2 protein-coding genes are annotated in these 1,578 nt (G+C 60.3%); both read left to right on the forward strand.

Features of this window, described 5'->3' with window-relative positions; all coding sequences use genetic code 11:
• The coding region (locus ACXRVY_RS28270) for an MFS transporter (protein WP_458238863.1) at window positions 1-492 on the forward strand (492 nt) is incomplete at its 5' end.
• A gap of 21 nt (window positions 493-513) precedes the next feature.
• The gene (locus ACXRVY_RS28275; protein ID WP_223463094.1) at window positions 514-1,491 is read left to right on the forward strand and encodes an NAD(P)-dependent oxidoreductase; all 978 of its coding nucleotides are present in this window, start codon (window positions 514-516) and stop codon (window positions 1,489-1,491) included.
• Window positions 1,492-1,578 lie beyond the last annotated feature (87 nt).

The following is a 1,578-nucleotide window of genomic DNA, read 5'->3' on the forward strand; positions in this document are numbered from 1 at the left end:
GGTTTGCTTTCGGCGTTACCTTATCTCGCCGCAGTGATCGGCATGCTGCTGGCGTCCTGGGGTTCGGACAAATTGCAAAAACGTAAACGCTTCGTGTGGCCACCGCTGTTGATCGCCTCGATTGCGTTCTACGGCTCCTACGCCCTGGGCGCGGAACATTTCTGGTGGTCCTACACCTTGCTGGTGATCGCCGGCGCTTGCATGTACGCACCTTACGGGCCGTTTTTCGCCATCGTTCCGGAAATCCTTCCGGCCAACGTGGCGGGCGGCGCCATGGCGTTGATCAACAGCATGGGTGCCCTCGGTTCGTTTGGCGGTTCCTATCTGGTCGGTTACCTGAACAGCTCCACCGGATCGCCCGGTGCGTCGTATCTGTTGATGAGCGGCGCACTGATGCTGTCGGTGGTGCTGACGTTGTGTCTCAAGCCAGGCGCCAGTGACCGGGTCGTGAACAAGGTTGCTGTACAACGGCCAGTGGCTACTCACCCTTGAATTGATGTTGAGATGACGACAATGAAAAAGCAGGTTGTGCTGTACAAGAAACTCTCGCCGGCGCTGATGGCTCGCCTGCAAGCGCAGGCCGAGGTGACGCTGATCGAAAGCCTCGACGCCGCAGGCCTGGCCAGTCTGCGTGATGCCCTGCCCCGGGCTCATGGCTTGCTCGGTGCCAGTCTGAAACTGGATGCCGAGCTGCTCGATCTGGCGCCACATCTGCAAGCCATCGCCAGCGTCTCGGTGGGCGTCGACAATTACGACGTCGACTACCTGACCGAACGGCGAATCCTGCTCAGCAACACCCCGGACGTGCTAACCGAAACCACCGCCGACACCGGGTTCGCGCTGATCCTGGCGACTGCCCGACGCGTGGTGGAACTGGCCAACGTGGTTCGCGCCGGCGAGTGGACGCGCAATGTCGGCGCTGCGCAATTCGGCACCGACGTGCATGGCAAAACCCTGGGCATCATCGGCATGGGACGGATCGGCGAGGCGCTGGCCCAGCGCGGGCATTTCGGTTTTGGCATGCCGGTGATCTACCACAGCCATACGCCGAAACCGGCGGTGGAACAGCGATTCGATGCGCAGTACAGGAGCCTGCCACAGTTGTTGCAGGAGGCTGATTTCGTCTGCCTCACATTGCCACTGACGGCTGAAACCGAAGGACTCATTGGTGCTGAAGAATTTGCCCTGATGGGGCCTGAAACGATCTTCATCAACATCTCCCGAGGCAAGGTGGTGGATGAAACCGCCATGATCGAAGCGCTGCATAACGGGCAGATTCGGGCCGCGGGGCTGGATGTGTTCGAGCGTGAGCCGTTGAATGCCGACTCGCCGTTGTTGCAGCTACACAACGTGGTGGCGACGCCGCACATTGGCTCGGCGACCCACGAAACGCGCGAGGCGATGGCGAAGTGTGCGGTGGATAATCTACTGGCGGCGCTGGGGGGTGAGCGGCCGAAGAATCTGGTGAATGTTCAAGCGTGGAAGGCCTGATGGATCTGGCGATTATGAGATAGCCTTCGCGAGCAGGCTCGCTCCCACAGGGTTTTGTGAACACCACAGATCAAAATGTGGGAGCGA

It is taken from the genome of Pseudomonas sp. P5_A2_2, assembly GCF_054177685.1.